General features: G+C 35.9%; 23 protein-coding genes, 1 pseudogene and 1 other annotated feature. Of the genes and pseudogenes, 13 read left to right on the top strand and 11 right to left on the bottom strand.

Annotated elements, in window-relative coordinates; all coding sequences use genetic code 11:
• The first annotated feature begins 71 nt into the window (after window positions 1-71).
• Together MKZ11_RS16530 and MKZ11_RS16525 are read left to right on the top strand one after the other, a co-directional pair.
• The gene (locus MKZ11_RS16530) at window positions 72-1,064 is read left to right on the top strand and encodes a zinc-dependent alcohol dehydrogenase family protein (protein WP_340795469.1); all 993 of its coding nucleotides are present in this window, start codon (window positions 72-74) and stop codon (window positions 1,062-1,064) included.
• Window positions 1,065-1,246: 182 nt separating this feature from the next.
• Window positions 1,247-1,990, top strand: a complete 744-nt coding sequence (locus MKZ11_RS16525) for a DUF4184 family protein (RefSeq protein WP_340795468.1) — start codon at window positions 1,247-1,249, stop codon at window positions 1,988-1,990.
• Between the two features lie 916 nt (window positions 1,991-2,906).
• Here MKZ11_RS16525 and MKZ11_RS16520 read toward each other — a convergent pair.
• Both MKZ11_RS16520 and MKZ11_RS16515 read right to left on the bottom strand, forming a co-directional pair.
• A complete protein-coding gene (locus MKZ11_RS16520) occupies window positions 2,907-3,221 on the bottom strand; it encodes a potassium channel family protein (RefSeq protein WP_340795467.1) in 315 nt (104 codons plus the stop codon).
• A gap of 998 nt (window positions 3,222-4,219) precedes the next feature.
• A complete protein-coding gene (locus MKZ11_RS16515) occupies window positions 4,220-5,368 on the bottom strand; it encodes a tyrosine-type recombinase/integrase (protein WP_340795466.1) in 1,149 nt (382 codons plus the stop codon).
• Between the two features lie 427 nt (window positions 5,369-5,795).
• On the opposite strand from MKZ11_RS16515, the gene MKZ11_RS16510 reads away from it, so the two are divergent.
• From MKZ11_RS16510 to MKZ11_RS16500, 3 genes are all read left to right on the top strand, one after another.
• Window positions 5,796-6,779: a helix-turn-helix domain-containing protein gene (locus MKZ11_RS16510; RefSeq protein WP_340795465.1), complete on the top strand. Its 984-nt coding sequence runs from the start codon at window positions 5,796-5,798 to the stop codon at window positions 6,777-6,779.
• Between the two features lie 67 nt (window positions 6,780-6,846).
• A complete protein-coding gene (locus tag MKZ11_RS16505) occupies window positions 6,847-7,392 on the top strand; it encodes a GNAT family N-acetyltransferase (protein WP_340795464.1) in 546 nt (181 codons plus the stop codon).
• Window positions 7,393-7,413: 21 nt separating this feature from the next.
• Window positions 7,414-7,806 (top strand): hypothetical protein, encoded by a 393-nt coding sequence (locus tag MKZ11_RS16500; protein WP_340795463.1) that lies wholly within the window; start codon window positions 7,414-7,416, stop codon window positions 7,804-7,806.
• A 17-nt stretch (window positions 7,807-7,823) separates the two neighbouring features.
• Here MKZ11_RS16500 and MKZ11_RS16495 read toward each other — a convergent pair whose 3' ends face one another.
• Together MKZ11_RS16495 and MKZ11_RS16490 are read right to left on the bottom strand one after the other, a co-directional pair.
• Window positions 7,824-8,009 (bottom strand): hypothetical protein, encoded by a 186-nt coding sequence (locus tag MKZ11_RS16495; RefSeq protein ID WP_340795462.1) that lies wholly within the window; start codon window positions 8,007-8,009, stop codon window positions 7,824-7,826.
• A gap of 57 nt (window positions 8,010-8,066) precedes the next feature.
• The gene (locus MKZ11_RS16490; RefSeq protein ID WP_340795461.1) at window positions 8,067-9,005 is read right to left on the bottom strand and encodes a hypothetical protein; all 939 of its coding nucleotides are present in this window, start codon (window positions 9,003-9,005) and stop codon (window positions 8,067-8,069) included.
• A 130-nt stretch (window positions 9,006-9,135) separates the two neighbouring features.
• On the opposite strand from MKZ11_RS16490, the gene MKZ11_RS16485 reads away from it, so the two are divergent.
• From MKZ11_RS16485 to MKZ11_RS16455, 7 genes and pseudogenes are all read left to right on the top strand, one after another.
• Window positions 9,136-9,831, top strand: coding sequence for a DUF3221 domain-containing protein (locus tag MKZ11_RS16485; protein WP_340795460.1), 696 nt, complete (start codon window positions 9,136-9,138; stop codon window positions 9,829-9,831).
• Between the two features lie 299 nt (window positions 9,832-10,130).
• Window positions 10,131-10,373: a binding site (T-box leader), on the top strand.
• Between the two features lie 61 nt (window positions 10,374-10,434).
• Window positions 10,435-13,533 carry an isoleucine--tRNA ligase gene (ileS, locus tag MKZ11_RS16480; RefSeq protein WP_340795459.1) on the top strand — a complete coding sequence of 1,033 codons (3,099 nt, stop codon included), beginning with the start codon at window positions 10,435-10,437 and terminating at the stop codon, window positions 13,531-13,533.
• A 149-nt stretch (window positions 13,534-13,682) separates the two neighbouring features.
• Window positions 13,683-14,111: a hypothetical protein gene (locus MKZ11_RS16475; protein WP_340795458.1), complete on the top strand. Its 429-nt coding sequence runs from the start codon at window positions 13,683-13,685 to the stop codon at window positions 14,109-14,111.
• A 248-nt stretch (window positions 14,112-14,359) separates the two neighbouring features.
• On the top strand, window positions 14,360-15,460 hold the full coding sequence (locus MKZ11_RS16470; RefSeq protein ID WP_340795457.1) for a metallophosphoesterase: 1,101 nt from the start codon (window positions 14,360-14,362) through the stop codon (window positions 15,458-15,460).
• 5 nt (window positions 15,461-15,465) lie between these two features.
• Window positions 15,466-15,918: pseudogene (locus tag MKZ11_RS16465) on the top strand (NUDIX hydrolase).
• 476 nt (window positions 15,919-16,394) lie between these two features.
• Window positions 16,395-17,159, top strand: a complete 765-nt coding sequence (locus MKZ11_RS16460) for an LAGLIDADG family homing endonuclease (protein ID WP_340795456.1) — start codon at window positions 16,395-16,397, stop codon at window positions 17,157-17,159.
• Window positions 17,156-17,542, top strand: coding sequence for an rRNA methyltransferase (locus tag MKZ11_RS16455; protein ID WP_340795455.1), 387 nt, complete (start codon window positions 17,156-17,158; stop codon window positions 17,540-17,542). Before MKZ11_RS16460 ends, MKZ11_RS16455 begins: the two co-directional genes overlap by 4 nt.
• Before the next feature lie 506 nt (window positions 17,543-18,048).
• Here the strand turns inward: MKZ11_RS16455 and MKZ11_RS16450 are convergent.
• The 5 genes from MKZ11_RS16450 to MKZ11_RS16430 all read right to left on the bottom strand — a co-directional run bounded on the left by MKZ11_RS16450 (window position 18,049) and on the right by MKZ11_RS16430 (window position 22,555).
• A complete protein-coding gene (locus MKZ11_RS16450) occupies window positions 18,049-18,648 on the bottom strand; it encodes a hypothetical protein (RefSeq protein WP_340795454.1) in 600 nt (199 codons plus the stop codon).
• A gap of 622 nt (window positions 18,649-19,270) precedes the next feature.
• Window positions 19,271-20,005 carry a GNAT family N-acetyltransferase gene (locus tag MKZ11_RS16445; RefSeq protein ID WP_340797033.1) on the bottom strand — a complete coding sequence of 245 codons (735 nt, stop codon included), beginning with the start codon at window positions 20,003-20,005 and terminating at the stop codon, window positions 19,271-19,273.
• Window positions 20,006-20,541: 536 nt separating this feature from the next.
• Window positions 20,542-21,060 carry a GNAT family N-acetyltransferase gene (locus MKZ11_RS16440; protein ID WP_340797032.1) on the bottom strand — a complete coding sequence of 173 codons (519 nt, stop codon included), beginning with the start codon at window positions 21,058-21,060 and terminating at the stop codon, window positions 20,542-20,544.
• 153 nt (window positions 21,061-21,213) lie between these two features.
• The gene (locus MKZ11_RS16435) at window positions 21,214-22,002 is read right to left on the bottom strand and encodes an MBL fold metallo-hydrolase (RefSeq protein WP_340795453.1); all 789 of its coding nucleotides are present in this window, start codon (window positions 22,000-22,002) and stop codon (window positions 21,214-21,216) included.
• 52 nt (window positions 22,003-22,054) lie between these two features.
• Window positions 22,055-22,555 carry a hypothetical protein gene (locus MKZ11_RS16430; RefSeq protein ID WP_340795452.1) on the bottom strand — a complete coding sequence of 167 codons (501 nt, stop codon included), beginning with the start codon at window positions 22,553-22,555 and terminating at the stop codon, window positions 22,055-22,057.
• Window positions 22,556-22,781: 226 nt separating this feature from the next.
• Between MKZ11_RS16430 and MKZ11_RS16425 the strand changes: the two genes are divergently transcribed.
• Entirely contained in the window at window positions 22,782-23,264 is a 483-nt protein-coding gene (locus MKZ11_RS16425; protein WP_340795451.1) for a hypothetical protein, read from the top strand.
• 48 nt (window positions 23,265-23,312) lie between these two features.
• On the opposite strand, the gene istB is transcribed toward MKZ11_RS16425, so the two are convergent.
• A complete protein-coding gene (gene istB / locus MKZ11_RS16420; RefSeq protein ID WP_340794546.1) occupies window positions 23,313-24,065 on the bottom strand; it encodes an IS21-like element helper ATPase IstB in 753 nt (250 codons plus the stop codon).
• On the bottom strand, window positions 24,055-25,350 hold the full coding sequence (gene istA, locus MKZ11_RS16415; RefSeq protein ID WP_340796980.1) for an IS21 family transposase: 1,296 nt from the start codon (window positions 25,348-25,350) through the stop codon (window positions 24,055-24,057). Before istA ends, istB begins: the two co-directional genes overlap by 11 nt.
• Window positions 25,351-25,417 lie beyond the last annotated feature (67 nt).

Here is a 25,417-nt window from a genome sequence, read left to right as displayed (position 1 = left end):
TAGAAAATAAAAGAAAGTATTGAAGGTTTAAAGCAAGAGAGTATCTAGTGGAATCTTAAGGAGGTGATTATTTGCTAGCCAAGTGCATTACATTTCATGAAATCGGAAACCCTCAAGATGTATTAACAGTTGAGGATAAAATCATTCAACCTATTGTGAGCGGCGAGGTCCTTGTAAGAATGAAGTTGTGCCCTATCAATCCGTCCGATTTAATTCCTATCAAAGGGGCGTATTCTCATCGTATATCTTTGCCGGGCATCCCTGGCTACGAAGGTGTCGGTATTATAGAGGATGTAGGACGTGGAATTTCCAGAGAACTCATCGGGCGACGTGTTCTACCTTTGCGGGGGGAAGGTACTTGGCAAGAACTTGTTAAAACATCAGTAGATTTGGCCGTACCCTTACCAAATGCGATAGATGATTTTACAGGAGCACAACTCTATATCAACCCGTTAACTGCATGGATTATATGCACTGAAGAACTAAAGTTAAAACCGGGCGATACATTACTTGTCAATGCTTGCGGATCTGCAATTGGACGGATATTTGCTCAGTTAGCTAAGATTCTCGGTTTCCGATTGATTGCTGTTACAAGAACTAATATTTATACGGAAGAATTGCTTCAATTGGGCGCTGCACATGTTGTAAATACATCAGAAACTTCATTACTTCTCACAGTTTGGGAGTTAACAAACGGCTATGGGGCAACAGCTGCCATTGATTCGATTGGTGGAGCAGCAGGTACGGCTTTGGCATTTTGTGTTCGAACGAATGGCATTTTAATAACCATTGGTCTTATATCGGGCGAGCCTATCAATTGGGCGGACATTTCAAATAAAGCAAAGGTTCATGTGAAGTTATTTCATCTACGCCACTGGAACCAGCGTGTTTCAGTGGAAACATGGCAAAAAACTTTCTATGATGTCATCCAATTAATTCAAAATAAAAAATTGCGATTGATGGAGCCGGGATTTCAATTTAATTTAATGGATATGAAGCAAGCTATACGGATGGCTGACTCTTCAAAAGGTATTGGTGGGAAAGTTTTTTTGACTAGTGGGTAATGAAGGGGATTTATTACATAGGTAAAGCCAGCGTTTATAATTGAAAGTGTGATGCAGAAATTAAATTTTCAACTTATGAAATTTTGAGGATTTTGTTGAGTGCGTTAGCTATTTTAATTGTCTTTTCTAATCTGACATTTGCTTAAAAAAATCGACTGTTAATAAAAATGGAAGTGTAAACCATGCCACTAACTTTTGCTCACCCAGCAGCCATACTGCCATTCTCAAGAAAAAGCAAATATATTCATTTTTCTGCACTGGTATTGGGAAGTATGGCTCCTGATTTCGAATATTTTTTGAGCGGTCAACCAATGGGGAATATTGGACATACATTCGCTGGTTTCATTTGGTTTAATTTACCGCTGGTGATACTCACTTATTTTATTTATCATACTTTTGTGCATGAAATTCTATTCAACCATTTACCGATTTGTCTGCAAGATCCTTATACAAAAAGAATAGATTCTAACGGAATAGTGAAGGTGTTGGTATTTTGTTATTCTGCATTGTTCGGAATGGTAACCCATGTTGTATGGGATTCTTTTACACATATCAACGGGTATATGGTATTAAAGTTTCCTGCTTTCTTCACTTATAGTACTAACATCTATGGCTTTTCGATACCTTTGTATAAATTTTTACAACATGGAAGTACATTATTAGGCCTAACAATCATTTTAGTTTACATATATGTTAGAGCTTTGTCTCAAAGAAACCATAACCATACTCGTGTTTCCCCTAAGCGTAAACTTATTTTTTGGTCATCTCTTTCTCTTTTAGCGGGATTACTGGTATTTCTCTGGTATCTGACGGACAATGTTTCGATTATGAGTTACGGGATATGGGTCATTAGAATGATAGATTCTTTTTTACTAAGCTTGTTAGTGAGTTCTTTGATTATTAAATATAAGGTGCTGACGATTTAAAAGGACCATCCCCAAACTCAAGGGTGGATTATTCCTTTTGTGAAATATTCTATGCCAATGCAATCACAGCAACCTGACCAAGAAATAAGGGACAAATAAAAACTTGAAGGAAGTTTCTAAATACTTGCATGTATGCTTCTTAGGGGAAATTAGCTATTCGTAAATGCAGATATATCGGAGTATCTAATCTGTAAATTTAGTCTATATAGCGATTAGGTGGATGGTAGGTCGAGAAGTTGATTTGATACTCACTGTAGTATGTCTCTCAGAGGAAGGAAATGTGATAAGTACGCTATTTGCAGTATTTACGTTCTGACTCTTATAGCTGCTCAATAGCAAAGACACTTTCTTTATGAGAAAGTGTCTTCATAAAAAATATGTATTATCATTTCATAGTTGTTCCTCGTTCATATTAGCAGATCAATGAGATCCTAGTGTTGTTTGTTTCTAATACTTCTTGATTGTCACCTAAGGCATCTTTTTACATTCATAAACTGTATCTTATTCAATTTTTTCATAACTCCCTTGACGCTCCCAAAAATAACCTTCGTAAGATGCACAGACTTCCTTTTCTTTCAAAACAACAGTCCCTTCATTTTCTCACCTAAAACTTCAACCCATCCTATTGCTTTACTCTAGTCCCAGGACTAGGCGTTGAACTTTTTTCGGAGTGCTTCCATCAGTCCGCTTTTATTTAATAAGTTACTAATAAAAGATCTTCAACAAACGCGCCCTTTTGTTTAATAAAGGTACAAAAGAGTCTTCAGCCTTCCGAATCATATAACTTAAATGTTCGGGGGTATTCAGCTACTCCAAAAGCAGATATAGGTACCAATTAAGCATTTCATTTTGAAATTGCTTTTCATTAAATAAGTTTTTAATTATTTTAGAGTTTACTGGAAGTTACTTCATTTTCTTATGGATTTTTATTTTCTTCTTTTTTCTCAATGTTTACTACAGCTCGGCCAATGATAATCAATAACATAAACATTACGCCAACGCCGACAACGAGGTAAATAATGGTAAACCATTTACTTAAATCTGCTTGGGGTATTAACCCTGTATTAACACTCGTTGGGATAAGGCTTACGAATGCAAAATAGAATGAATCGAGTAATGACCATCCTTCAGCACCCTTATAAAACAGCGTACCTGACAATAAGATAATTGATAGTGTTGCAATAAGTGATTTGAAAATAGGTTCTTTAATAATTTTAACGATCGCTGACATTAATCTCTTTAAGGTTAAAATAAATGAAATCATATTACTACTCCTTTGTAATCTATTGCGTAGTTTTATTCTTTTTTTGCGTAAGCAAGGGACATGTTTATCAATCTGATAAATTCATGTTACATAGGGGCTGCTGAACAACCCAATTACGCAATTCTTTCTGGTAGTCTGCTGAAAAAAAGAAGTTTTCCATGGTTCACGCGTTCCACGGAATCCGATGAATTTGAAGGCATTGATTCTTCTTCTGAAGTTTCTCCCTCGCGGGGCGGCCCATTATCATCATTCTTCCCATAATCATTGCGTTTATGCCTGTCCAGAGCGATGGATTCGTTGAGTTCAATGATCATTTCTGCGCTGAAGTGTTTATACGGGATATCGTGAAAATGAAGCGAAATAGGATTATGGTCAATATCTACATATCAAAAAAGGAATACATTTCGAACAATCAGAAGGCACAGATATTCTTCTTGCCAAGTGTATTTCACTAATGGAATTATTGTATTTAAACAAGGACGAGATGGAAAATTATTTTTGTGAATTTGCGTTAAGCCAATTTTTCTACCTAAATTAAAAAACAACATTAATAGTATTACTTTCCTTTACATTACAATTTTCTATACAGCACAAATAGAAAAAGTGAATTGAAATGTCTTGGATACTTAGAGACGTTAGGTATAAATAGCATTTTTACAAACCAGCTTGTTCAACTAACGGGAGGGCAATTGTTGAAGATTATAAGTCTAATTCCTTATTTAAGATATGGAAAGTTAGGTTTTTTTATCTTTCAAAATCCTTAATGTTGTAAATTCGAACTTTTTTGACGTTACCCCATTGGTAAATTCATTGGCAACGAGTGGTAAGTCTTGGGGCAATTGCTGGTGAAAACATGGTAGATGTTGAACATACCTATGGCCGTAATCACAAATCAACAATACCCCGACGCAATAGCTCCAATGCTATGGTTTTGGACAAATTACGTGAGGATATTTTTAATGCAATCAGATATATTCTCCGAATTGATCCGATTTCCACGCATGAATCGCATGTCGTTCTTTCTCGAAAATCTTCTCTAAATATATCATGGTCGTTTCAATCTTCTCGTGTCCGAGCGAACGCATAATATCATAAATATCGACACCATTCAGCTTGGAGATAATTGCAAAGGCATGGCGGAATACGTGCGGTGTGATTTTAAGAGATTGGTCTGATAGCTTCAGTTGAATAGTACCCATTATTTGTTTGCTTACATACTGCGACAAGTACGAAGGCGAGAAAGCACGCCCTGAATTTGTTGTGAAAAGTGGCGTATCTAATTGAGCATGTTCAATAATTGGTAATCCTCGTGCTATCCGAAACTGACGGATACTGGTGACAACCTTATCTTTTAGCGGTATGTGTCGCCTTTTGTTACCTTTCCCGAGTACATCAAGATAATAACCACCTTGTATGACATCTATTTTTAAATCTTTCACCTGTAGCCGGCAAAATTCTTCATTCCGCATGCCTGTTGTTGTGAGTACGTGAACAATACCGAACATAATGGGATGGTTAATGTCCTTAAACGTATCGAGAATTGTAATAACGTCGATAGGACCTAAATCTCGATTCGGCCGATCGTCTTTTCGGACAGAAGCAATCCGTAAACCTTCGTGAATGGGTTGTTGGATATAGCCCACCTTATGCAAAAACACAAAGAATGCCTTGATTATAGTAGTTTTGCGTTCAAGTGTTGCTGGTGAGTAAGGGCCTTTGCTGACTACATATGGACTTTCGGTAGATAACCACTCCTGATATCTCCGTAAATGACGTGATTGGAGAGATTTAAACAGAGAACCTTCTATTATATAGTCTACATCTACATCAATTTCGATAGCGTGTTCCAGAATCTGTCGAATAAAGAGTAGCAACTCCCGTTCATACTCCCGCACCGTTTTTTCAGAACGTTCATTACGTTCAATTAAATATTTCCGTCTATGCAAAAACCATTTCATTATCTCAGTGTCTGTAAAATCATGAAAAGCGAGTTGACCGTTTTTCTCCGCCTCATCTAAACTGTTTTGAAGAGCTGGAAGTGTAGAGATGTTTCTTAATTCTTTTTTTATATCTACTATTTGAAATTGCTTGTTTTTCGAAACTAAAAATGTCAAAACAAACCCACCTTTTTCAAAATCCTACTACTTATAGGCTATATTATTTCTAAATACAATCCATAATTATATAGACTTATTTAATTTCAATTTACTCATCCAGTTTACCATAACTTCAATGAAACATAAAAAAACTATCCCTTTGTTTATATTAAGTTCTTTTCTATTTTATAACAATTCTATTCTAATATGTAGTGTTATTGCTATTTAATTTTATACATTATATAATAATTATAAATAGATTCTAAATATAACTAGTTTATCTAATCTATTTTTTTATTTTATAAATATCATATAATTCATATATAATTTAGCTATTCAAATTAAATAGCTGTATCTAGCTGAATGAGATAGCTATTTTCAAAGAGAGTAATCAAATTGCGTTATTATTCGTAAAATGAATAGGTAAAAGACAGGAGCGATTTAATTGAACGAGTGGTACACCAGACAAGAGGTAGCAGATCTACTTGGCATTTCGAAGGCTACTGTCTATCATTATGCAAAACAAAAGAAAATCATTAAAATAGAAGATCCATATCGTTTAATACGTGAAGCTAGGTATGAAAAAAAGGAAGTGGATGCACTTGCAGAGGAAAGAAAACGACATCAACCAACAGGGTTGAGGCCTTCCGAACTTGCGAAGCAATTGGGTGTGACAACGCAACGTATCTATGCCTTAATTCGTGAGACCGAGCTGCCTGTGGACGAATTGCCCGTTGGAGATGAACGTACAATCTATTCCATTCCAGATGAAACCGCGGCATGGATCCAACATGAAATTGAACGGACTGCCTCTTCGCGGGGTACTCGGGTTGAATTTTATGACGCGAAACTCGACGTTGCACTTTATCAGTGTTTTCGTACGCAGCAGGGACAAGATCTACGAGTGCTGCGTAACGAGCATCAGGAATGGGGGTTCTATTTGCAATCACGGACCTGGATTCCATTCATCGATGGCATGCACGTCTATCAATATAAGGCTGCGTATTCAATTCATCAACCAAATAGAAGAGTACGCGGGTATACGGACTTCTTACTACCGAAAGATTTACATGAGTCATTTGAGTTCCTGGATTTCGTCTACCAAGTGTGGGGGATTGAAAACATCCGCTTACGTGAGCAGGAGACACACATGGCTCTGTCGATAAAAAGTGGTGATGTTGGATTGTCTATATCAGTTCCGGAAACACTTACAGAGAACATTATCAAGACGTTTTTAGAACTAGGAGATATTGTGATGGAAGAAGGTAAGTGGACGCTGATAAGTGGTTACAGACGCACAACATTTGATTTGCCAAATAACCTACTGGATACATTACAGGGTCTCTCTAATGAAAAGGACATATCAATGAGTGAATATGTAGAAAAGGCAATACAGGAGAAATTTAGAAGAGATGAGCAAGCGGAATGACTATTAACTTAATTACACCGATATTATTATTATGTAAACTAGTACTTTAATTAAAGGAGTGATTTATATGTTTACTTATGAAATTGATGAAAAGACAAAGTTAAAAATGCTAAATCTACATGATGCAGAACAATTATTTAGGCTGACCGATCAGTCAAGAGAAAGTTTAAGAGAGTGGCTGCCATTCATTGATCAAACTAAATCCTCGGCGGATACAGCGGCATTTATAACAGCAACAATGAAACAATTTGGTGATCATAATGGATTTCAGGCAGGCATTTGGTATGAAGGAAAGATTGCAGGTGTCATCGGGTTTCACAAAATTGATTGGAACAATAAATCGACAAGTTTAGGGTACTGGTTAGGTAAAGGCTTTGAAGGCTCGGGATTAATGACTCAATCGGTTAAGGCTTTTGTGAACCATGCGATTGTTGAGCTAGGTTTAAACCGTGTGGAAATACGTGCGGCTGTAGAAAACAAGAAGAGTAGGGCGATTCCGGAGAGATTGGATTTCACAGAAGAAGGGCGTATTCGCCAAGCTGAATGGCTTTATGATCATTACGTGGATCATATTGTATATGCCATGCTTGCTGAGGATTGGAAAAAGAAGTGATGGATAACTATCTGCCAGGGAATGAATATTAAGGTAATCCTATTTTCTACATATTGTAGAGAGATACTAACGGCAGGACATTATTGGCTAGACGAAAAAGTGATTGATTCAAGGGGAATTCCTTTGAAAACAATCACTTTTTGTTTATTTGAAGAGCAAATGAACCATATTGAATATACTACGATACGCACATATTGCTTAGAAAGTGAGGTAACACGTATGAAGATTGTTGAGATCTATGAAAGGTATTTAAATGGGGGGGAATTTAAAAGCATAAGTGAAATAAATCTCGGACATCTACCGGTTAAACAACCAGCTGATTTAGTAGGAGCTTCGCCGATTATGCAAGAACTAGCCAAAAGACATTCAACAAGCTTACGGTTAAATACAAAAAAAACCCGCTTTATGCAATAGCGGGAGTAACTAATTGGTTAGCTATTTAATATTTTTCTTACTAATGGGTCAGTTTTACTAATGTGAATGGGTTTTACCATATTACCAGTTACAACTAGATCACTAGTCTTTGTAGTACCTGGGTTGGCATTCAATTTACTTAATTTTTTTGCGGCACGATCTTTAACATTTTTAGTATTGATTGGAGTTTTGACTTTGACCATTTAAATCACTCCTTTCTATTATAATACATGAAATACACTCGATTCGTCAAGATAGACTCACATTTGATTCCCATTTGTGTTTGTTAAGACTACCATATACTCGATATTCTCAACATTTTTGCTGACTATTTTATGCAATAGTTCAAAAAGATATTTATCGAATATATCAAACGGATACGTATAGCTGTTTATAACAGTGACATATTCATCATTATTGTAACAAAAATAGAAAACAAGGTAGTTTTTCTTGAATAAATTCCCCTCATTGATTTTATTGCTAACGACTGATTCCCCAGTTTCCTTAGATTCTTCGATTAGATCTTTTAGGTCCTCAGGTCCAGATTGACTGTAAACTTCATATGAAAATGTGGCATTCAGGGGATTTTTTTTATATCCTACTTGAATTTCTGAAAGGAAATATTCTAGTACTTCTTTATAATCGATAGCTGAATCATTTAGAAATCCTAAAGTCCTTCCTGAAGCATCATCGCCAGTTAGATATGCCATTAGTTGTGCTTTAGTTCCGCTGATTTCAATCGTTTCGATTGCAGCCTGTTCTATGTCATCGACCTCAAATTCCAAGTTTAAGAACTTGAATCGTTTAAGGCGTTTGAATGCAACAGGTATGATTAAAAATAAAAACATCCAAATAAACAGTAAAAAGAGTCCACGAAAGATAATTTTATTGAAATCGGATTCTACAAAAGGTTTAACTATAATTGTAAATGCAGTTTCCTCTTTAGGACTTTCGTTAACAGAAGGGTCTATACCTACTGTACCAGCAACGGAATCTGTGGGAGACTCAATGTTCTTTTCTTGTAGAATGAAAGCCTTTGGATCCTCTTTAATAGTCGCTATTCCAATCAGTAAGGATGCGGCTACCATCCAAGTTACTATGAGCGCTATTCCAGCAGTGTATGCATACGGAATAAAGAAATTAATCCATTGAAAAAACGATCTACTTTCTCTGTTTTTAGTCGTTTTTCTCACCTCCACTTTTTCTCATAGGTTAATTTTATCGGAGACTTACTCATCTAACAATAGAAAGCTATATATAATGATCACATGCAATAGTAACCTTTATTGAAAGTCTCCGTCAAATCAGATAAAGGGGGAATAAATTCTTATGAAGAACTATCTACTCTTACTATTGATCTGCTTTTTGGCACTAGTCGGTTGTAATGCAAAGGAAAAGGCAGTTGCAGAACGGCTTGAGATAAAAGGAATAATTATCGGGATTGATATTGAAGGAAATCGTATTTTGGTGGATGATCCAGATACAGGCTTCATTTGGCTGGCATTGCCTGCTCATGATGATATCAAAAAGTATGAAGAAGGTCTGGAGGTTAAGGTTTGGATAGATGGAGGAATTGACACTTCATCGCCTGCATATGCCAAAGCATTCATGATTAAACTTTTAGAAGAGCAATTTATATTACATAAATTTGATTTTAAAAATAATGAATTTCCACCTTATCCCTATGGATTTGTTGAGATTGATGAAACCAGTTATGAAATGGCAACGGGGGGCTTCAAATGGACAACAGGAAACCAAACTGTTCAAACAGATACTGCTTCTCCAGCGCAAATCGCTGAAAACTTCAATGCAATTGTTGTGGATGCGAATAGTAAATTAAATATGGACATAGAACAAAGCCCTAATGTAAGCGTCTATTTATGGGATTATGAAAGAAAAAAGATGATGTTAGAAGGGAATGAACTTACAGTTCCAGCAACGAGCGGCCACTATATATATGAAGTAGTCGCAAAATGGTCCAACGGTGAAGTCTCGTACATATTTGTTGTAGATGTTAACGAATGACTGAATTAACCTACAAGCAAGTATGACTAAGCTATATAACTCAATGTTGGCATTTGGAGAGACGCAGAATGAAGCATTTATTACTAGATATAGAACTAAGCTGAAATGAACTATAATCTAAAATGTAAGAACCGGGATATTTCTTGTCCTTTTAATTTTGCTATAAAAAAGTTTATCTACTAATTTAGTTATATCATAGATCACCACAAGATCAGAGGGGACGCCATGTAGATGAACGGATTCATATTAGTTTGACAACTCATTATGATGTATGTTACTATCATTCATAATAAAAGCATATAATTTCGTTGACGAGAAAAAGTAGTTTTTGTAACTGTCCTCCAGAGAGCCGGTAAATGCTGAAAGCCGGTGTTCAGTTCATTAGTGAAAATCCTCTCTGAGAAATCAAGCTGAAACCAGTAAGCTTGAACGGGTGTCTACCGTTAAAAGGAACGCGTATGATTGTACGTGACTAAGTGCTATTGATAAACGGAAGTTTTCAATAGAATTAGGGTGGTATCGCGGTTAAACCCGTCCCTTTTCATAGGGACGGGTTTTTTGTATACTTTTTTAACTAATGAGCGAAGAATGGAGCGATACCAGATGAAAAAGGAAAAAGAAACGGTACAGCAACGTGAGCAACGCATTCAACAACAATGGAGACAACGTCGGATTTTTGAGCAGTCCATCGAAATGAGGGAAGGCAATCCATCGTTTGTATTTTACGAAGGACCGCCTACGGCAAATGGCTTACCGCATGTCGGTCATGCGTTAGGACGTGCCATTAAAGATGTTGTTGCACGGTATAAAACCATGACCGGCCATCAGGTCATTCGAAAAGCTGGGTGGGATACGCACGGATTACCTGTTGAATTAGGAGTCGAAAAACAACTAGGTATTTCAGGTAAGAGTGACATTGAGAATTATGGTGTTGAAGCTTTTATTGAAAAATGTAAAGAAAGTGTTTTTATATATGAAAAACAATGGCGTGAGTTTACTGAACAACTTGGCTATTGGGTAGACATGGAGGATCCTTATGTTACGTTAAACAATTCCTATATTGAAAGCGTATGGAATATCCTTGGAACCATTCATGATAAAGGTTTACTGAATAAAGGGCATAGGGTGTCTCCATACTGCCCGAGCTGCCAAACTTCACTCAGTTCACATGAAGTGGCACAAGGATACAAAATTGTAAAGGATTTAACGGTAACAGCTAAGTTTAAGATTCGAGATCGTGCAAATGAATACTTTCTTGGATGGACGACAACGCCTTGGACATTACCTGCCAATGTTGCCTTAGCTGTACACCCAACTATGAACTACGTTCGTGCAAAACAAGGTGATGAGGTCTTCATAGTAGCAGAATCATTAGTTGCAACAGTTTTAAAGCAGGATTATGAAATTCTAACTGTACACCAAGGGGCGGAATTTAAAGATATTTCTTATAATCCCCCTTTTGATTTTGTTAATGTAGCAATCGGACATAAAGTTGTTACAGCAGATTATGTAACGGGGGACAGTGGTACTGGAATCGTTCACATTGCACCAGCGTATGGGGAAGATGATTATAAGTTGATACAAGAAAATGGCTTCTCATTTGTAAACGTTGTTAATGAAAAAGGACTTTATACTGCTGATGTTCCAGCTTTTCAGGGACGCTTTGTAAGAGACTGCGATGTAGATATCATTCGTTATCTTGCTGAGAAGGACTTATTGTTCAGTAAAGAAAAATTTGAACATAATTATCCTCATTGTTGGCGTTGTGATTCACCTCTCCTGTATTACGCAAACGAAAATTGGTTTATTAAAACAACTGCTTTAAAAGAACAGTTCATACAAAATAACGAGAGTGTGACTTGGCATCCAGAACATATCAAACAAGGTAGATTTGGAAACTTCTTAGAACAAATGGTGGATTGGAATATCAGCCGTAAACGCTATTGGGGCACACCGCTGAATGTTTGGCAATGTAACGAATGTGATCATGAATGCGCACCTAAAAGTATAGAAGAATTAAAAAGGCTTTCTATACATCCACTAAAAGAAGAGCTGGATTTGCACAAACCATATGTAGACAAAATCAAGCTTTGTTGTTCAAATTGTGATGGAGAAATGTCAAGAACACCTGAAGTAATTGATGTTTGGTTCGATAGTGGTTCCATGCCGTTTGCACAATATCATTATCCGTTCGAAAATAAGGACCTATTCGAAAAGCAATTTCCTGCTGATGTGGTCATTGAAGGGATTGATCAAACACGAGGCTGGTTTTATAGCCTACTAGCTGTATCTACCTTATTTACTGGGAAATCACCTTACAAACGTGTATTATCACTTGGACATATATTAGATGAAAATGGGCAAAAGATGTCTAAAAGTAAAGGGAACGCACTTGATCCGGTAGAATTAATTCAAAAATACGGTGCAGATTCGTTAAGATGGGCATTACTAGTAGATAGTGCACCTTGGAACTCAAAACGTTTTTCAGAACGTATTGTACAAGAAGCAAAGTCGAAACTAGTCGATACGTTGGACAATATCCATAGTTTTTACGCCCTTTATGCGAAGTTAGATGATTATGATTCTAAAATTGAACATACGGTAAAGAAAAGCAAATTAGATGATTGGATTCTATCTCGTTTGCACAGCACGATTAAGGTAGTCAGTGCTAATCTAGAGGAGTATCATTTTACAAATGCGGCCAGGGAAATCGCAAAACTAGTCGAAGAGGTCAGTAACTGGTATGTGAGACGATCCAGAGAGCGTTTTTGGGCTAGTGACATGAGTCCTGACAAGGCGGCGGCTTATCAGACGCTTTATGAGGTATTGACAACAACAAGTCGATTGCTGGCCCCTTTAACTCCATTCATTGCTGAAGATGTATATTTCAATCTAACTGACGAAAGCGTCCACCTTTCTGACTATCCGATTTATGATGAAAGCATGATCAATACACAATTAGAAATAGAAATGGATGCAGTCCTCCAAGTAGTCGAATTAGGCAGAAGCATTCGGAATACGACTGCAATGAAAGTAAAACAGCCGTTAGCGAGTATTTCCGTGCTAAGCGCTACAACAACTATTAATTTGAAAGCATACGAAGACATTATCATGGATGAATTAAATGTAAAACAATTCCACGAGATTAGTGATGAAGGCCAGTTCGCCTCTATAAAACTAAAATTGGACTTTAAAAAAGCAGGTGCTAAGTTCGGTAAACAATCAAATATCGTGAATACATGGCTTCAGCAATTAACGAATGAAGAATCTATGGCGTTAACGAAGTTAGGATACGGAGAAATGGTTACATCTTCTGGTGAATTAGAAAGAGTAACTCTGGAAGATGTGTTAATCGAAAAAGTTGCTAAAGAAGGATACTCATCAACAACAAATGGGGAGTACACGGTTACATTAGATGTTGTGCTAACAAAAGAACTTATACAAGAAGGAATGGCCCGTGAACTTATCCGCGCAATACAAGAATATAGAAAAAAATTAGATTTACCAATCAACATGCATGTTGATATTACGGTATATACAGGTGCTGAGCTACAAGCCGTTATTGAAAAGTTTGAGTTTTTACTACAGGAAAATGTATTGATGCGCAATTTATTTATGAAAGAACGTGTTATAGAAGGAGCAGAAATTAAAATAGGGGAGCATGTAGCATTAATTCAGCTAATGCCAATAATGGAAGTCTAATCGAAGTAGACGAATGGCAGCAGAGATATGCGTAATAAAAAAATCTTTATAGAAAGAGGTATGGGAATCTCACTGAACCTTCTTGTGCATTAGACGAATTCAATGTAGTATCCTCTATAATAGATGCCACATAGGAAGGAAGTGCTTATTTGAAATTCTTGAAGGTGCTAATTAGCATTGTCATCGTTATTGGTGTAATAGGATTTTCAGTTTACTATTTTGGAACTAAAATCATCGCCGATCAAGTAATGGACCAGGTGGCGGTGGAACTTACTGATAGCGGTCAACTTGAAAGTATTAAACAAGAAATAGAGAACGACCCACAATTGCAGGCATTTATTGAAGAAGGTAAAAATGTAGACAGCAGTACGTTACCGTTTCAAACAAAAGAACAAGCAGTGAGAGTATTGGTTAAAAAGTTCAATGTAAGTGAATTAAAAGAACTTCAAACAAAAGCTCAAAGTGGCCTAACGGCGGAGGAGAAACAGCAATTGTTCAATGACATTGAAAGCAAATTAACAGATGAGGAATTGTTAGCCTTGAAGGTTCTCGCTTATAAGGAACTAGAACAACGTTAAATCTCCCCCTTGAATGACGTATAAGCATCTTATAAACGAAGCAGTGTTGCCAAACAGGCAATGCTGCTTTTTCTTTATTGATTCATTTATACCGAAAGGACAGGCCTTAATTCTAATAGAGCTAGCAGAGGTCTGATCTTCAGTATCGTACGGCAGGTTATGAGACTAAAGTTAAATGAACTTGCAGTCTTATTGAACCAATTTACTGTCAACTTGTGAAATGTTATGATTACTACAGGGGTGAGGGAATGATCGAAGTTCGGCGACTGCAATTAGATAAAACAAAAAGATCGATTATCATTTCAGATATACATGCAAATCTAATGCTATTTAAAAAGCTATTAAGGAAAGTGAATTATACAGTAGAAGATTATCTATTTATCAATGGGGATCTATGTGAAAAAGGACCAAAAAGTATAGAAGTGGTCAATTACATACGGAATCTATCCATGAAATCAAGTACTGTCTATGTAACAAAAGGGAATTGTGATGTGCTGTATCGTCCAATTTTTAATGGGGTTGAGGGAATCATTTCATACATGAACCGACAAAAGAACTCGATTTTAAATGAAATGCTATCGATGCACGGTAAATCACCTGATGATTTCTCCTTACAAGAATTAGCTCAGTTTTACCGGCAGTATTTTCATAGTGAAATAGAATGGCTTGAATCATTGCCTATCGCTTATGAAACAGATGAGTTTATAATCATTCATGCGGGAATTGAAAACATCGAAAATTGGCAGCGGACAGAAGAAACATTTGCATTATCTGCACCCGCGTTTTATGAAAATGAACACCAAGCAAATAAAACGGTTATTGTAGGTCACTGGCCAGTCGTTAATTATCGGTCAAACCAGGTCAGTTCAAATAACCCGCTAATTGACTTAAATAAAAAAGTCATTGCGTTGGATGGCGGAAATCAAATTAAAAAAGACGGACAACTGAATGCCTTACTCGTCGAAAATGATACGTATTCATTTACCTATGTTGATGATTTAGTAGAAGAAATAGTGGTTCAAAAAGACTATATAGATCTAGCCAACAGAATCGGCACCGTGACATATCCAAATTATGAAATGAAAATAATAAAACAGGAGGAATACTTTACACTTTGCGAAAATAGAAAACTCGGTTTACAGCAATGGATTAAGAATGAATATCTAATAATTGAGGAAAGACAAGCACGATCAAAAAGTGATCTTAGTACGACCTTCCTGTCTGTAACACAAGCCGAAAAGGTTAGGGTTGTTGATAATAAATGTGCGGGATATAGTCTTGTGAAAAAAGCGAATGGGGAAGTAGGATGGATACCCAAAGATTGTCTGGATACTAAAAAAGGGGGTTAGAATAGATGAAAAGAGTGGATGTTGCCTATGTACTTCTATTTGATGAACATGAAAAGAATATTTTAATGGTCAAAAACAAGGCAAAAGGACCTTCTTACTAAACACTCCCGGGAGGGGCGGTAGAGAAGGGTGAAACACTTGAAGAAGCTGCTATTCGTGAAGTTAAAGAAGAAACCGGATTAGAAGTAGAAATAGACGGTATATTTACGGTGAGTGAAGCCTTTTTCGAGGAAAGAGGACATCACGCCATCTTCTTTACTTTTAGCGGTAAAATAATTGGTGGAGAAATATCGCTCTCATTATCAGAAGAAATTGAAGAAGTTACTTGGATGAAACCCAAAACCGCTGAAAAATACATACATCTGACAGAAGGCTTTAAAGGATTGGTAATGCATAAAACCACAGTTCCGTATATTCTTAGGGAATCAGACAGACCTAAATCCAACTCTATATTTTGAAATATAGAACTTCAATGAATCCGCTATAGCGCTAAGGAATGCCTCTCGCCAATGAGCCAGGTAAAGGATGGGGTCCTACAAGGAGTTATCATTGATTAAATAAGCAGTAGCGAAGACTAACTAATTCGTCTTCGCTACTGCTTATTTATGAAGAAACCAAAAAAACCATTACTTTGATAGTAGATACACTTGATTTTAACCCTGAAATGCCAAATTCTCCAATCACAAACGTTTGTTCGCAGACGAGAAATAGAAATGATGATATAAAAACGTATATTTTGTTGTTGAGGAACCGAAATATAGACTTTTCACTTGGTAAATTGTAAATAATGGTATATATTTAAGGTATCAGAACATATGTTTCCATGTCTGTATTTGAGCATTTTTATACAACAAAAATTTAGCATGAAAACAAAAAAGAACTTTGGTTCACGTAATGAGCGTGCAGATCTAATACGAAGAAGGGAGTAAAGGATATGCCTAGAAACCCAGGTATGACAGACGAAGCCATTATTAACATGTACAAGAGTGGCATGTCATTTAAGGAAATGCAACCAATCATTGGCCTGTCTGATCGTGCAATTAGGAATGTGCTATATAAACATGAGATACCAATGAACAGGGAACAATACTCAGGTCAGCCTAGGAAAAACAAAGTGAATGAAGACTTTTTCAAAGTGTGGACACACGAAATGGCCTGGGTACTTGGGTTATTCGTGACAGATGGACATGTTAATAAACAGTATCATAGCATTTACTTTTCACAAAAAGATGAACGTATTCTTAAATTGATTGCAAAATACATGGAAGCTGACTATGTACTGGCACCTATAGGCTCGACAAGATCGACCCCGACTTTAATCGTTAATTCTAAAAAAATTAAAATGGATCTTGAAGCTTTGGGGATTGTTGCTAATAAATCGTTGACAGTTCCTTTTCCCAATATCCCTGGAGAATTCCTATCTTCTTTTGTTAGGGGCGTTATTGATGGCGATGGTTGGGTGGGAAAAGAAGGTTACCAGATGCACATTACATCTGGCAGCTTGGATTTTACGGAAGGACTTTTAGCTGTTTTTCACTCATGGGGATTGAAAACTAAGATTACATTCATAAAAGGACAAACGGGTAATATTATTTACCGTTTATGGGTTAATGGTAAAAATGAACTTCCGAAGCTAGCCAAAATTATTTATAATATGCAACTTTCGATGACTTTCATGTCTATAAAAGAGTGTATATGACACAGCATTCTGACGCTCCTTATTGTATTGAAGATAAAAGTTCATTACCAAGATGGAAACTAATAGATGGAAAACTAGTTCATACACAAGGTTCAAGAACACCATTCAGAACAAACATCAGTAAATCTGTTTTAGATTTTTTGAAGGGCGTGGCTAAAGAAAAGAAAATCCATATTAATTATTTGAAAGAAAGTGGACTAGAAAAGGTTTTGAAACAAGAAGTTATTTCGTACGATAGAGATTCAAGGCCTAAAGATCGTATTCAATATAAGACAACTTATGATGCTGAGCTATTAGCTAACGTAAGAGAATTTGCTAAACGGAACAAGTTATTTATCAATGATATCATTGAATACAGTGTACAGTGGATTGATATAGAATAAAGGAAATTAATATATAGATGAAATATAAGGAGAGTATGTTATCAGAGCAGTCAAAAGGAGGTTGTTATTAAATGACCCCCTTTTCTCTTTAAATTTATTTAGGTTTACATAATATAAATTATCGGTAGTTAGATTTCATTGGATAAGTATACTTGAAACAGTGAGATAAAATGAGTTTTTGTACTGTACAACGACAAAAAAGTATGTACAAATAAGACATAAAACTATGTACATTATTTTTTATCTAATGATTGAATTAAAATTTACTTCGATTCCTTGTGTCCATTCCTCTTTTTATTAAGTCGATTGTACAAAGATCGAAATGTCTAATTTATTTGTACACGCTTTTTTGTCCTTCACATGTAACGCTATATCTTTAATGGCGCTCTTTTTGAATGTTTTATTTGATGTTGTGAGCTGCATTTCACAACATCTTATCTACTCCAACTAAGTGCATCCGTTAGTCAGGTAATCCCTTTTGAAATTTCATTAAATACTTTTGTAGTTTAATCACCTTTCGTTAGTGTTCTCAACATCTCCTTGTCACCAAGGTAAGTTATTTTCTCTATCCCCTCATCACGTATAATAGCTATACCCGTGATTTCTGCATTAATTTTCTCATTTCCTTTTTTTTCATAAACAATATAAGCCTTAAAGTTATAATTCGTTGGAGTGTCTTTATTTTGCTCTACTTCAATTTTAGTTACGGTTGTTTGATAGTCGTATTTGTAGGCTGGTCTGTGAAATAGTAATCCTTGACTCGTCATAACGAATCTATCGTAACCGCTATTTGTGAAATAAGGTCCATAAGTATCCTTTAAATAAATGTTATACTCGCTATCTAATGGTAATTGTCCACCCTCCTTCTGTTCATCCACCCACTTATCCAGAGCGTTAATTTTACGTATTGCTTCTTCATTAGGGGCATTCAGCTCATACTCCAGGAAGCCTTGAATGAGCTCTTTATTTTTATCCTGTGGTTCGGCTTGAGAGCATCCTGTAACTAAAAGACAAATAAGAACAATAAATAGGGAGACTCCAGTTTTCAATTTAATGTTCTTCTTTCTAATGATTGAAATATAATTCCTTAGTGATTTATGATGCATAACATTTCCCCCCATTTTAAATTTCTTGAATCTACTTTATATACGTAGTAGACATAAGAAAAGTTGCATTTTCCAACTATTTTATCTTGTTAGTTAATAAAATGAACTATTTTCCTATATTATCTATAATAAGAGGAATGCATTGAGTACGCTGATTCACGCACAAAAAATGTATATATCAAAGATGAAAGACAAAAAACACTATTTATCACGGCTGGATTAACGAAGACAACTCCATTAGATACAACAATGGTAGGGGGCAGTTAGAAATTTGAAATCATAGTGTCGGACCTGTTAGAACTGCCCATCCAGAACGCACCAAAAGCTTATGTGGATTTACAATACACGGATACCTTTGTAATCGCGGAGTAATCGCGGAGAAAAAAGAGTCAGTTCGGTTAGAAGCCTGTTTACCGCATTATTTACTCATATGCCGAGGGAACAGTTTTAAATAAAAAGTACCGCACTATTCAATTTCATACCGGTCATCCAACCCGTTATGAAATAACTCTGTGCCAACCTGTCTCGACAAAACCGATAGTACGAAGTCCCAATCCTCTTGTTGATCAAAAGCCCACACATATGTATAGCTTTCCTCCTTTGCTTAAAATTACAATTTTTATCAGAAAACAAATTCGAACGACATCAATCGATGCGAATGATCAAAACCCGATTTTTCAGCCACTCTCTTGGATGGCTCATTAGATTGATCAGTGCTCCAATAAGCACCATACCCTCTCTCCAAGCATTCCTTTATGTATTGTTGTCCCAGTATCGTTGCCAAACCGCGATTTCGCACATTTTGATCAAATGTTGCTATATAAATTTCATGGCAATCTCCGCTAACACAACATGAGTAACATGTACTTATAACCTTATCATTTTTTAATAAAGCATATCCTAATCCGAACCGGGTAAAAGATTCCGCTGAAGACCAATATTCTGTTAACTCTTCTCTTAAATTCACGTCAGCATTAATCAATTCCTTAGTGATTTTTACCATGGCAAGATCTTCATCAAGTACATGACGGGATTGCCCCAAACCTATATTAAAACGAACAGTATCCAATTCGTAATAGACACTATAATCCACATAATATCTACGCCCATCAACCACTTTTTCTAGTGTTTTCTTCCAGTTTGCATCAAAGATTGTGGTACAAAACCAGGTTCCTCCACATAAATCCAGACTTTCTTGATTTAATTGTTTGGAAATTAAATCACCCAGGTGGCTGTTAAACGATTCATCCTCTGGATCACCCAGCAGATAGTATACCGAGCCTACCGCGTATACTATCGCAGTCCTGGGCTCCACTATCTGATCAACATATACTACTCCAAGAAGATAAACACAAATAACTCAGCAAATTCTTTAGCAATAAGATTCTCATGTCTTATTTATTTGTTCAAAGTCCTATTTTATATCTTATTCTACATAAGTTCTCGTTGAATATTCAATGCCTTCTTTACTTACAAATTTCCTAGGGGCTACTTTTTTAAGGTATACGTAAATCCTTGCTTGCCAGTCACTTTGATTTTACTCGTTTGTTCCAATACGATACCATCCCAGGAAGCTGTGACAACCATTATAAGCCCCCTTTTCCCAAAGACTCTCCGATATCAACAGAATACTCCTTGGCGGTTAGAACGAAAGCGCCGATGCTTACGGAGAGTAAAACGACAAGTGAAATGAGGTTGCTAGCCAAGTTTGAATTCGAAATGGTTTTTTATTCGAGTTCGGTTGAAAAATTTGGCGATACAGTTTTTCTTTTTGTGTAGAAGAAGGCTGGAATGATTGGCCAAACGTTTCCAATTCTTTCGTTATATCATCAAAGGACCTATTTTAACGGTCCCCCTTGTGGCATTCTTCTTCGCCTATCGTACCTTATCAGGTTAACAAGACGAAATAGTCAAAGCATAATAGACAAAATTTAACTTTTTCCCATTCATTTCGAATTGTTCACTACTAGTAGCTATTCTCTTAAATCCGTTTTTCTCTAAGACTCTTTGTGAAGCTATGTTATTAATTGTTGTTTTAGCTTTAATCTGTTTTATACCTTTGTCAGTTACTGTTTCTACCAATATTTTCAATGCTTTATTAGCAATTCCTTTTCTTGTATGTGCTTGCCCAACTCTATAACCGAGATGACCGATTTTTTTAGATTCATCAATATCCACTAGATTTATTCTTCCAATAATTGAACTATCTTTATCTTTGATTAAATAGAAATATGAGCCTCCTTTAACTTGTTCTTCAAGTAAACTTTCATGTCTTTTTTTAAAAATCTCTGGATTATAGTATTCATCTCCACGACTGGGTACCATTTCTTCAAAAAAAGTTCTGTTTTCAAGTTCGAAATTCAACAAGTTTTCTGCATCTGTAACAAGTAATTTTTCAATAAATACATCCATTTGTAATAACCACCATTCCATTTTCAATACTTACGTTGTTATAGATAATAAATTTCTTGTTCACTAGACTGCCCCATAAATTGAGTAATCTCCTTCATTATCCAACAAATAAGCATAATCAAGAACTGGACACTGCGTTACTTTTAGTGTTGATTAGAATTGCACGCTAAATCCTTTGAATTTATGAATTCCAGTACCGAATCTTACTTGGTCTTTCTCCTTAAGCTCTTCAACTGCATTTTTCACTTCTTGTAAAAGACTTACATCAAGACCTATTGTATTATGTCCGCCATATATCTTCGTTACATCGGGAATAATGGATATTCTCAATAATGATTGTACTAAATCCACAGGATCGGTTGTCGGGAAAAAAGCATATACCGGGGTCTCGTCGTAAAGCAAATCACCTGTAAATAAATAACCTGTACTAGTATCTAGAATCGAAATATGACCCGGTGAATGTCCTGGGGTATGGTAGATAATCAATCTTCTATTGCCTATCTCTATTTCATCTCCCCCATTTAACAAACCTGTAGGATTACCTTGAAAGGGTTTATAAGTGTCTGGATTAAATGTCCCTGGCGTGGGTATTGTAATATCGCGACTTACATCTTTCCTGATTTGTTCGATAGGAAGCTTCTTAATACCATTGACTAGCCAGTCTTCTTCATCCGTATGTACATAAATATTCTTAAACTCACCGTGACTTCCAATATGGTCCCAATGGACGTGTGTGGTTAAAACAATGATCGCCAAGTTTGTCAGCTGGTCTGTAATCCTCTTTATGTTATCAATTCCAAGACCCGTATCTATTAATGCAGCTTTCTCCTCGCCAATTAATAAATAAGAATGAACTCTTTCCCAATGTCCATACTCACTAATCGCGAAAGTCATATCATCTATTTGAGTTACCGTGAACCATGAGTCTTTAATTTCAAGCATTTAATAAATTCCCCTTTCTAAACCCTTGTATTAAAAGTATTTCTCCATTAATTCACTTAAATCCCTTTATTGTGCAGCTACTATAAATATAAACAACTAATTTTTTAAAAAGCATGAGCTCGGGATATTGTCTGGGTCCACTCCTTGGTTTCCAGCTAACTACGTTGAGTATCGAGTTTTTGCAAGGCAGCAATCCATTTTCTTTTACCCAAGCCGCCATCGTCTGTTTCTCTTGTATTTGAAGATCGGAAGACTTTTCAAGTTGTTTCACTAGCATATCGTGAGCAATATCGATTAAATTCCCTGATTCATTTGACTGCATACTTTCTTGTGCTTTTGTTTGTTTCGTCTCCATTATAAGTATTTTATCTCCATTGGCTTTTACAATATATTTACGTATGTATCCCCCTTCATTTCTAACTTCAAATCTGGGTCTATTAGTCTTTTTGTCATCTTCGTCCAACATTAATTGTGAGATATTTTGTTCATTTGCTTCTTTATATTTTAGTGTTTTGAAATAGCCCATTGCAGTAGCAGTAGATTGGATTTTCAATTGATTATCCTCCTTGTATAGTAATCGAATTTTATTAGTTGATATTTTATCGGTTATTAAACAACATTTCGAAGCAGTTTATTGTTATTAAGATTGTTGAATCTTCCAATCTTTTATGATGTATAATATAGATAAATATGGATTTATTCTTCAAGTAAAAGGAGTAATTGGTTTATTTAACTTGAAGAATTACAGGAAATTACTAATTAGAGTGAGGGCTAAGACAATGAATATTAAACAGGCTGTATTAATTTTTATTACTTCAACTTTTTTACTGACTTTTTGTTTAGCAACATTATTTTATTTTTTAGAGATGGATATGTTATCTCCATTCCTTATGTTGATTCCGCTATTAACGAGTGTTTTTATTCAAAAAGCATTGCTAAAACAGCCTGTTTTTGGTTCAAAGGGGTTAGGTTTTCGGTTAGGTGAAAAAAAGTTTTTATTAGCAGCCCCTTTGTTTAGCTTTCTATTTATAGTCATTGTGTATGCTATTTCATATCTACTTAATCCCGATCTGTTTTCCATTGAACAAGCCTATAAAGTAATACGGGATACGATTACATATAATGAGAACTCTTCACTAATGATGAATATTCTTGTAGCTGCGCTTTTACAGTTATTAGTAGCTCCTTTACTCAATATTCTTATTTTTATAGGGGAAGAAGTGGGTTGGCGGGGATTTTTGTACCCAAATTTAATTTTATAAATGTCAATCTAAACATGTACAGTTTTGCTTGTTTAAGAATGTACAAAATCACTCATCTTCTTTTTTGAGGTGATCCTTTATTCTGTAGGATTGTCCAACGATACTTACAACTGTTGCGTGATGCAGAACACGATCCAATATGGCGTTCGCTAATTTGGTATCCTGGAAAACTTCATCCCATGCTTTGAAGTTAATATTCGTCGTTAAAATCGTACTTTTTTTTTCATAACGCATATCAATGAGCTGGAAGAACATCTTCGCATCCTCTGCTTCAATTGGTAAGTAACCAATCTCATCAATAATCAATAGTCTATACTTCGTATAATGCTTTAAACGGACTTCTAAGCGATTCTCTATCTTTGCACGCTTCAAGTTCTGGATTAAGTCGTGGCACTTTATAAAGTAAGTGCTGGTACGTTTCTTTGCGGCCGCTATACCTATCGATGTCGCCAAATGAGTTTTGCCGACCCCGCTGGGGCCTAAAAATACAATGTTCTCTTGCGCCTCAAGGAAGCGTAATGAAATAAAATCTGAAATTTGCTGCTTATTTATACTTGGCTGAAATTCAAAATCAAATTCAGTGATTTCTTTTCGGTGTGGGAAGGCACCCACTTTAACCATTGAGTGAATCATATTTTGTTCTTTCACATCAATCTCATAATTTGTAAGTTTGACTAAAGTATCTATAAATGACAATTCGTTTTTAATGCTGAAGTCCACGACTTCTCCTAAATGTTGCGTCATTTGTTTCAGTTTTAAGTACTCTAAGTTTTGGATTAATTGCTGATAACTATTCTTCATCGCTATACACCTCACCGATTGCTGCTAGATTTTGTTTGGCTAAAGCATCGATATCTGGATAATAGGGAATTGCTTTGGCTAGCGTATCTTTATAATGCGTCTCTTTATAATTTAATTTCGATGTAGTTATCTGATGCTGCACAATTAATTCCGTGGTATAGTAGACAAATAACTGATCATCATATACTTGTAACCCGACCGTCTTCCCTTGATATTTGGCTGGAACCGAATATTGGTTAGACTTGTAGGTAATCATGTTTGAAGCATTGACTTTTACAAGTGTGTGCTTGATTCTGTAAGAATCTTTTACTTTGTCCTGTGGTAGGGGGAGTAAGAGGTTCTTTTCTTGTTTGTGCGCAAATAGTGGTATCTTATTCGTCCCTTGATTGATACTTTGATTAATACGTGTACAGAGCTTCTGTATGAATTGATGTAACTCTTCATAGTTGAATTTCCCCTGATAAGCATGAATCTCATCCAACAGCTTCATAGGTGCTTCTACTTTGCCTTTTGTTCTAGGTCTTCCTGCAACACAAGGTTGGACTTTGAAGCCGAAATCCTTCGCGAATTGAGTAAACTTGTTATTCACAACTCCCTTGAAATAATCTGTTCTTGCCTCATCCATTACGGTTTTCATATTGTCTGTCACAATCACTTTTGGTACGCCTCCAAATACTTCAAACGCTTCTGTCATAAATGACAATAAGACACTTTGAGATTTTGAAATACTTAGATGAAAGGCTCTAAATCTTGAATAAGAAAGTAGGAGCACTGCCACATTCACATAGATAATTTCACCATCTTTCATTTCATAGCGAATACTCTCTTTCCAATCCAGCTGTGCTTGTTCACCAGGTTTCGTTTCATAACGAATCCCAGATGAAGCACTTGATGTTGTACGCTTTCCATCATCAAAGTAGGCCTTGAATTCTGGTTTTCGATTTATATATGCACGGAAAGCAGATTGCGAACACTGTAGATCATGATTATCCGTAAGATATTGCCATAAAACTCGCTTGTAATAAAAGATTTGTTTGGAATCGGTGGATAAAAGTAACGCGATGACTTCATAGTATTGGTCAATTTTAGAAGCTTTATTTCTAGTTTCCTTTGGTGTGAAACCGTTTAAATATTTTTCAATCGTTCGACGATCTACATTTAATTCTCTAGCCAACCGGCTTTTATTTATTTTCATTTTTAAATTCCCCATTAGTTGCTGTAGTTTTGGTAGATCGAAAAGATTCTTCACTTCAATTTCCGTCTGAATATCTAGCTGCAAATACACACCAATCACCTCTTGATTAGTATGAAGAAGTGACTCGGATATGTACATATCTATTCAAGCACTTATG

The organism is Sporosarcina sp. FSL K6-1508 (genome assembly GCF_038007465.1).
GTDB lineage: Bacteria > Bacillota > Bacilli > Bacillales_A > Planococcaceae > Sporosarcina > Sporosarcina psychrophila_B.
The sequence above is the reverse complement of the archived record's forward strand: the minus strand, read 5'-3'. Positions and strand labels throughout refer to the sequence as shown.